The organism is Phyllobacterium sp. GQ127 (genome assembly GCF_059758635.1).
The window spans coordinates 442,246-448,801 of the sequence record NZ_JCAXDZ010000004.1 but is presented as its reverse complement, the minus strand read 5'-3'; the positions used below and the strand labels follow the sequence as shown (position 1 = coordinate 448,801).

The following is a 6,556-nucleotide window of genomic DNA, read 5'->3' as shown; positions in this document are numbered from 1 at the left end:
TCTCACAGTTGTTGACGCCATACCTGTGGCAAATCCAGTTGCAGCAACCGTGCCTTTCAACAGTACCGCCAATCCAATTACGCTCGATATCGTGGGTACTGCAACGTCCGTATCGATTGCCAGTACGCCGTCGTCGGGCACCGCAACCGCAATCGGAACGTCGATAACATATACGCCTGCCACGGGTTTCTCAGGCACGACGTCGTTCACTTATACCGCATCCAATGCAACCGGTACCTCGGCACCGGCTCTCGTGACCATAACGGTGAATGTTGCGCCGCCAGTCGCTCAGCCACAAACTGTTAGCGTGAACTATAATCAGACAAAAACATTTACCGTGACTGGTACTGGGGCAGGTCCCTTGACCTATTCACTGGTTACGGGGCCGTCGAACGGGACGGCTGTTGTCAATGGTGACGGCAGTTCCACTTATACGCCCATCAGCACGTTCAGCGGGCCCGACAGTTTGGTTTTTGCTGCAACTGGCCCGGGCGGTAGCAACAATGCAACCGTCACATTCGATGTCGCGCCGCCGGCGGCAATTGCGGATTTGTCGGCTCTCGTGCCAAGTACTGGTGAGTTACAGCCTAGGTTTTCAGCTTCGATAACAAGTTATACGGTAGAAGTGTCCAATTTGACCGAGAGTATTGCGCTCATACCCACGTCCACGGCACCCAACGCAACCATCACCGTTCAGGGACAAGCTGTCAGTTCAGGCTCATCCAGCGCGGCGATACAGCTGCCGGTCGGGCAGACCCGTATCGCGGTTATTGTGACAGCTCAAGACAACACGACCACGAAGACCTATGAAGTCACAGCCCGCCGTTTACCACCAGCTCCGATGGCGGCATCACGCACCCTCGAGGTGCTGGCTGGCCAGACAGTTCGGATTGACCTGACTCAGGGCTCGACAGGCGGGCCGTTCTCCGCGGCCCGAATCGTCAACATCTCGGATGATTCTGCTGGTCCCGTGAGCATTGATGCAAACCGACCGGCCTTCGATATGATTTACGCATCTGACCCTACTTACGGGGGAATATTGCAGGTACAGTACACGCTGGCTAATCCCTATGGAACATCAAGTCCTGCAACCATCACATTTGTCGTTACAGCCCGCCCCGATCCTTCGAAGGATACTGAAGTGATCGGTTTGCTCACGGCACAGGCCGATAGCGCCAAACGCTTTGCCACCAACCAGATTCAAAACTTCAACTCGCGTCTCGAGCAATTGCACGATGAAGGGGACCGCCGCAACAACAGCATGGCTCTCCGGCTCGGATACTCGGAGGAGAATGGCCCGGACGATATGGACGAACCGTTCCGCGAGCTTATGAATTCGGGTTCGGTGCCGGGGTTGTCGGATGGTGTGCCTGATTTTGCCATGCAGTCCTTCGCCGCAGAAAAACGCAAGAAGCAAAAGCAGAACGAGCCAGCTCTGGATGCAAATCCTGGAAAACTGGCGGTGTGGACAGGCGGTTTTGTGAACTTTGGTGATCGCAATGATGGTGATCAGGATTTTGATTATACGACGGTCGGCGTGAGTGCGGGTATGGACTACCGTTTCTCCAAGAAGTTTGTCGCAGGCTTTGGTTTCGGCTATGGCCGTGACGCTTCCGATATTGGCGATAGCGGCACCGAAAGCCGGGCCCATGCCTATAGCGCAGCAATCTACGCTAGTTACTCTCCGATCAAGTCGGTGTTCCTCGATGGCTTAATAGGCGGAAGCTGGCTGGACTACGACAGCCGACGTTATATCACCGCATCGGGTGATTTTGCTTCCGGCCATCGCGATGGCCGGCAGATATTCGGTTCAGTCACCGCAAGCTATGAGCATCGTACTGATACCTGGTTGATATCGCCCTATGGTCGTTTCGATTTCTCGCGTTCGTGGCTGGACAGCTTTACCGAGAAGGGCGGATCCGCATATACACTGAAATATGGTGACCAGACCGTCGACACGCTTTCGGGTATCGTTGGTTTGCGCATGGAATACACCATTCCCATGGATTGGGGCGCATTGAAGCCGGGTGCCCGTGCAGAATACACGCATGATTTTGAAGGTTCGAGCCGGATCAAGCTTGGCTATGCCGATACTGCAGGTCTTCCGTATGACGTCACGACCGACAGCAGCGGCAGCGACTACGTTACACTCGGTCTTTCACTTGATGCACAACTTGATACCGATTGGAACGCGAACTTTGATTACCGCACGACGGTTGGCGCAGACAATCAAAACCATGCATTCGGAGTGCACTTCGGCAAAAAGTTCTAACGGCGTGTGACGTTACAGATGTTGGGGGGAGCCACTTATTTCTCCCGATCTCGATGGCTTTCGGTTAGGGCAAGATACTGTCAGCGCGACCAAACAAATGGGGTTGGGATGGGAATTATAACTTTGGATATTTTCGCCCGCAGCGTCGGCGAAGGATTCGAGATCGAAATGGGAACCGGGTCTCTTGTTTTTACCCTTACCGAGGCGCGGCCCTTGCCCGAACGGGGTTTTAGCGGGATGACAAGGGCACCATTTTCTCTGTTGTTCCGCAGCGAGTCAAAGATTGTGCTGCCACAACAGATTTACAGATTAAAGAACGTAGCGCTTGGAGTTCTCGACATTTTTCTTGTGCCTGTCGCCAGAGACAGGGACGGCATAATTTATCAGGCCATCTTCAATTGATGTGTGACGGTTCAATCGCCGCTTCGCAAGAGTTTCCGTGCAATAGCCATTGCATGCGTATATGGGTTACGGAGGTTTCTACCTCTTGAAATCCCGATGCCTGATAAAGCTTCTGCGCACGGGTATTGGTTCTGTCAACATGCAGACCAATGCCGGTAATTTGTTCTGTAATCGCTGCATTCCGGATGCTGTTCAAAATGGCAGATCCCAAACCGTGATTGCGCCACTGCGATAAAAAGCCAATGTCGATAATATGCCATTCAATCGCAGCCATTTGCAAGTAAAGGCGGCCGATCGGGGCGCCTTCCTTCTCCATGATCAGGAAATCCGTTCCGGGAAAGGCTGCAATGTAATAACGATGTTGCAGATCAAACTGCTGGTCCAGAAATGCGTCCTTGCTTTCCTGCGACCATGGAATGCTTGCGAATTCCTCTTTCCGGAACGAACGATAAAGCTGACGAAGAAAGGGCAGGTCCTCGAACCTTGCAGCACGCAAGCTGCAGGTCGATATCGAGAACCTGTTACTCCACGTGCGAGCGGGGAACGTCGGCATCTGGCCGATGGCGGAGCCAGTCATCAACCGAAGGATGGAAACACGCCGGACAGCGCGATGCTGAAGTTAATTGCCAGATAAGGCTGGCGATTCTCGTGGGGCTGACTTCCACCTGCGCTACCGATTGTATTGGGTGCAAACTGAGCGTTGGGTTGGGCATCGGGCAAAAATGGAGCACTCGAGTTTGGCACGCTCAAGGAATTGCCCGTGCTGGGCGAAGCGGCGCGCTTGGTTGAATCACTTTGATTGTAGATGGTCAGGGAATGCGAATGTGCGGGCATCTCCGCCTGGGACAGCGTTACACTGTTGCTGCCAAAGGTTTCGCCTATATGTCGCAGCGTCAGTCCCGCGCCCTGGCCCTGGTTACAGCCTGCCCGGTTGGTAAAGTTGGGCAATTGGAATGTGGTCATGCCGTCGCCGCCATACTGGGTGCCAAGAAGCGAGAACAGTGCGGTATTTTGCCGGATGGCCATCGTCGCGCCATTACAGGATGCCCAGCCATAGGGAGGGAAGTTGAATCCGAACAGTTGAATCTCACCGATGAAAGGTTCTGTCATATCAATTGTCCTTATTTGCGAGACGCGATTTAATTCTGTTGCGGGAAGATACCCGCATAAGAGATGCAATACTGCACCGTCAGCGTCGGCATCGTGTTGTCATGCATGATTGTCGACCCGGTCATTTGGGATGCTGCCTGCGAGGTTCTGAACGCGGTTGCCCCACTCACATCTGTGGCATACATCGTGTCACCGATAATTGCGCCGAGCTCGACGTTCGAACCGACTGACGCGGTGTTGGCAAAGGCAGTGGTAGCTTGATATGGATGGGTGTGCGCTGGCATTTGCGTTGGTAAAAGCGTGACGTTTTCACTACCGGCCGATTGACCGATAACATAGGTGGACAAACCAGGCCCTCTGCCCTGATGAACTGGCACACGCCCGCAAAGATTAGGCATGGCAAAGGTAGTAACGCCATCGCCGCCATATGTCGTGCCGATGAGCATAAATAGTGTTTCATATTCGGAAATTGGCTGCAGCGAGTTGTTGCAGGGCAGCCACCCATTGGGCACCCGGGAAAAGCCGAAAAGCCGGATTTCTCCGACATAAGGAGTGCTCATCGTTAGTTCTCCGTAGGAAGCATTTGGTGAGAGACGGTCAATTGCGTGAAGGGAAAATGCCTGACAGTGCGATGCAGTAATTGATCACGTCATAGGGTTGCATATTGGCGTGGGGCTGGGTGTTGCCAGCTGGAGAAACAGTCTGGCTCGAAAGTACAACCGGGGCACCGCTGGAGGGGCCGTAAATATTGGCACTGTTGGTTGCATAGAGCGCGTTGTTTGGATTGCGTAACGTGCCATTGCTGCTGGTTCCTGTTGCAAGATGAGCATGCTGAGGCAGTTGTGGTTCCAGCAAGGTCACGTTTTCGACGCCGCCAGTTTCGCCGATCTGGTAAGGCAACGGCTGCCATGATGGATCGGCCGATGGGCCAAATCCCACCGGTGTGCGGCTTTGCATGTTCGGCAATGCAAATGTTGTAGTGCCGTTCCCGCCATAAAAAGTGCCCAGAAGAGAGAATAAGGCTTGGTTCTGACTAATGGCCAAAAGTTGCCCATTGCTCAAAGCAAATCCTTTTGGGGCAAATTTAAATCCAGAAAGCAAAATCTGGCCAAGAAAGACTTCGGACATACTCTATCTCCCCCAATATTATAATATATCTGATAGCATCATCGCCCAGCTTACGCATAAAATGCAAGAACCATTTGGGTAGATTGATTTATAAAACTCAAAATAATTTCCTCGAGAAAAATCTGCTGGCGATGTCAAGTAAAAGAGTACTGCGTATCAATTCAATCCAGATTAAAGATGCGCAGAGGAAACAGATTCGTAGGTTTATCTGTCACAAAAATAAATCTGTAGTGTCTTGAATTAAATTCTCTGATTGACTGCCGACATCTTCAGCAGGACGCAAGCATCAGTAATATTTCGGAAGCTGGGTGGGCGCATGCGCCCGCATGACGCCCACGTTTGGGCTATGCACTGGAACCGAGATCTGGATAATTTCTGAAGTTGACGAAGAATGTCGACATGTAAGAGCACCGATCGTTTCCAGCGAAAATTGGCCCCTTGTTGATATTTTCAAATGAAGTTCTTAGGCCGGTTGGAAGTCTTTCAGCCGCATGCAATCGGCGGGTCGTGAGTTCAAACTTGTTCAAGGCGGTAATTGCGCCTCTTGATTTGACCATTTCCTGCCATTTGATTTTCCGAGCATCTAAAATCACAGCGATCGGTCACGTACATGGGATGCAGGTCCCTGTCCGGATAACAGTCATTTTCCAGGCTGTTCTTCCCAGCAAGACGGATGACGTGAAAGTATGTTGGGTGCGTATCTTCGATGTCGAGAAGACGTTGATTTATGCACCGGTCGATTACCCCTTCGCAAAATCGCGGGCAGCTTGAATGAATGCGCTGAAGGCAGCCGGCGGATTCTTCCTGCCGGGGTAGTATAGGGCTAATGGTGCCAGTGGGGGAGTCCAGTCCTCGAGAACGCGCACTAGTCGCCCGGCCGCAATGTCATCGCGCACATCCGCTTCCATGACATATCCAATTCCAACGCTATTCTGGGCCGCTATACTGACGAGGCTTGGCTCGTCCAGCGTGATAGAGCCTTGGACATCGATCTGCACGGCGTTCCCGTCCTTCTCGAACCGCCAACGAAACAAGGCGTTGTTGGGCAGACGCGCACGGATGCAGCGAAATCGGTATAGGTCGGCCGGGACGGTTGGCCTGCCGTGAGTGCGCAGGAAATTCGGCGACGCGACGACGGCATTGCTGCGATCGAGACCGAGTGGCAGGGCAATCATGTCGTTCGGGACCAGATCAACCGTCCTCAGGCCCAGATCAAAGCCGGCCGCGACGATGTCGACGAGTTTACCCTCCGTGACCAGATCAACATGAACCTGGGGGTAACGCCGCATGAACGACAGGATGAGCGGCTCCATCACCTCTCGAGCCGCTGACGCAAATGCATTGATACGCAATGTGCCGGTCGGAGTATCCTGAAGCGATTGAGCCGCGAGCATGGCATCGTGGATGTCGGTCATTGCCGGTCCAATTCGCTCGACAAAGGTCGTTCCCCCATCGGTGAGCGAAACGCTGCGCGTTGTGCGGTTGAACAAGCGAATGCCCAGGCGCTGCTCTAGCTTCGCAATGGCGTTGCTCAGTGCGGTCGTGGACATGCCGAGCTCTAGCGCTGCGGCCCGGAACGAACCCAGCCGGGCAATGCTCAGAACGGCATCCAGGTCGGTAAGAACAGATCGCGCCATTGTCCCT

General features: G+C 53.3%; 7 protein-coding genes. 2 read left to right on the top strand and 5 right to left on the bottom strand.

Translation table 11 applies throughout. The features are described from left to right. Both AC6CHM_RS17775 and AC6CHM_RS17770 read left to right on the top strand, forming a co-directional pair. On the top strand, positions 1-2,272 hold a 2,272-nt coding region (locus AC6CHM_RS17775; protein WP_498173892.1), incomplete at its 5' end, for an autotransporter domain-containing protein. A 108-nt stretch (positions 2,273-2,380) separates the two neighbouring features. After that, entirely contained in the window at positions 2,381-2,674 is a 294-nt protein-coding gene (locus AC6CHM_RS17770) for a DUF6916 family protein (protein WP_498173891.1), read from the top strand. Here the strand turns inward: AC6CHM_RS17770 and AC6CHM_RS17765 are convergent. From AC6CHM_RS17765 to AC6CHM_RS17745, 5 genes are all read right to left on the bottom strand, one after another. Next, the gene (locus AC6CHM_RS17765; RefSeq protein ID WP_498173890.1) at positions 2,667-3,170 is read right to left on the bottom strand and encodes a GNAT family N-acetyltransferase; all 504 of its coding nucleotides are present in this window, start codon (positions 3,168-3,170) and stop codon (positions 2,667-2,669) included. The genes AC6CHM_RS17770 and AC6CHM_RS17765 overlap by 8 nt on opposite strands. 80 nt (positions 3,171-3,250) lie before the next feature. Continuing rightward, positions 3,251-3,784 carry a phage tail protein gene (locus tag AC6CHM_RS17760; RefSeq protein ID WP_498173889.1) on the bottom strand — a complete coding sequence of 178 codons (534 nt, stop codon included), beginning with the start codon at positions 3,782-3,784 and terminating at the stop codon, positions 3,251-3,253. A gap of 29 nt (positions 3,785-3,813) precedes the next feature. Continuing rightward, complete coding sequence (locus tag AC6CHM_RS17755; protein ID WP_498173888.1) at positions 3,814-4,344, bottom strand: phage tail protein; 531 nt, start codon at positions 4,342-4,344, stop codon at positions 3,814-3,816. Between the two features lie 37 nt (positions 4,345-4,381). Beyond that, positions 4,382-4,912: a phage tail protein gene (locus tag AC6CHM_RS17750; protein ID WP_498173887.1), complete on the bottom strand. Its 531-nt coding sequence runs from the start codon at positions 4,910-4,912 to the stop codon at positions 4,382-4,384. Between the two features lie 740 nt (positions 4,913-5,652). After that, complete coding sequence (locus AC6CHM_RS17745; RefSeq protein ID WP_336441722.1) at positions 5,653-6,549, bottom strand: LysR family transcriptional regulator; 897 nt, start codon at positions 6,547-6,549, stop codon at positions 5,653-5,655. Between the last annotated feature and the right edge of the window lie 7 nt (positions 6,550-6,556).